The organism is Streptomyces colwelliae, assembly GCF_048158785.1.
Classification (GTDB): Bacteria; Actinomycetota; Actinomycetes; order Streptomycetales; family Streptomycetaceae; genus Streptomyces.
Genome location: NZ_JBLTJC010000771.1, coordinates 1 through 1,584, shown reverse-complemented (window position 1 = coordinate 1,584; position 1,584 = coordinate 1). Strand labels below are relative to the sequence as shown.

At 71.3% G+C, this 1,584-nt stretch carries 2 protein-coding genes; one reads left to right on the top strand and one right to left on the bottom strand.

The features are described 5' to 3' along the window. Nucleotides 1–759, top strand: a 759-nt coding sequence (locus tag ACNFOC_RS54195) for an SAM-dependent methyltransferase (RefSeq protein WP_416966288.1), incomplete at its 5' end; no start/stop codon positions are given. Between the two features lie 51 nt (nucleotides 760–810). Here ACNFOC_RS54195 and ACNFOC_RS54190 read toward each other — a convergent pair. Continuing rightward, nucleotides 811–1,584 (bottom strand): Asp-tRNA(Asn)/Glu-tRNA(Gln) amidotransferase subunit GatB (locus ACNFOC_RS54190; protein WP_521987248.1); only part of this gene is annotated, 774 nt, incomplete at its 5' end.

The window sequence follows — 1,584 nt, the reverse complement described above, 5'->3', positions numbered from 1 at the left end:
CGCCTGACCCACCCCCGCCACCCGCGCAGCAACGCCTACGACGCCCGCTGGACCATCGAGAACCAGATGGGCCCGCACGCCCTGTGGCTCCTGGAATGGCTGGCCCCGGCCCTGGGCCTCGACACCCTGCGCCCCGGCGCACGCGTCCTCGACCTGGGCTGCGGGCGCGCCATGACCTCCGTCTTCCTCGCCAAGGAGTACGGCGTCCAGGTCACCGCCGCCGACCTGTGGGTGAAGCCCGAGGAGAACGCCGTACGGATCGCCGAGGCAGGTGTCGCCGACCAGGTGCTCCCCCTGCACGTGGAGGCACACGATCTCCCCTTCGGGGACGGCACGCTCGACGCGATCGTGTCGATCGACGCCTACCAGTACTTCGGCACCGCCGACCTCTATCTGCCCACACTGACCCGGCTGTTGAAGCCGGGCGGCCGGATCGGGATCGTCGTACCCGCCCTCCGGGAGGAACTGGAAGGCGACGAACCGCCGGAACACCTCAAGCCCTTCTGGGACCCCGGTTTCTGGGCCTTCCACTCCCCCGCCTGGTGGCGCCGCCACTGGACCCGCGGCGGGACCGTCGAGGTCGAGGCCGCCGACTGGCAGCCCGACGGCTGGAAGGACTGGCTGCTGTGGAGCGAGGTGTGCGCCGAGGAGAGTCCGTACACGTGGATGGCGGACATGGCGCGGGAGTCGGTGAAGCTGGTGCGCGCCGATGAAGGACGCACCCTCGGCTTCGCGCGGGTCGTGGGCCGCCGGGCATAACCGGAACGGCCCCGGAGATCGGGTCTCCGGGGCCGTGCACGGTGTACTGGCTCAGCCTTCGCTGACGCCCAGTTGCTCCAGGATCAGTTCCTTGACGCGGGCCGCGTCGGCCTGGCCCCGGGTGGCCTTCATGACCGCGCCCACCAGCGCGCCGGCCGCCGCCACCTTGCCGCCGCGGATCTTGTCGGCGATGCCCGGGTTGCCGGCGATGGCCTCCTGGACGGCGGTGGTGAGGGCGCCGTCGTCGGAGACGACCTTCAGGCCGCGCTTCTCGACGACCTCGTCCGGGGTGCCCTCGCCGGCGAGAACGCCTTCGATGACCTGGCGGGCCAGCTTGTCGTTCAGGTCGCCTGCGGTGACCAGCGCGGTGACGCGGGCGACCTGCTCCGGCGTGATGGGGAGTTCGTCGAGCGACTTGCCCGACTCGTTGGCGCTGCGCGCCAGTTCACCCATCCACCACTTGCGCGCGGAGGCCGAGTCCGCACCGGCGTCGATCGTCGCGACGATCGGGTCGATGGCACCGGCGTTGAGGATCGACTGCATGTCGAACGCGGTGATCCCCCACTCCTCGCTCAGCCGGTTACGGCGCGCCAGCGGCTGCTCGGGCAGCCCCGCGCGGATCTCCTCGACCCACTCGCGCGAGGGCGCCACCGGCACCAGATCCGGCTCCGGGAAGTACCGGTAGTCCTCCGCCTCCTCCTTCACGCGGCCCGAGGTCGTCGACCCGGTGTCCTCGTGGAAGTGGCGGGTCTCCTGGATGATCGTGCCGCCGGAGTTCAGCACCGCGGCGTGGCGCTGGATCTCGTAACGGGCCGCACGCTCCAC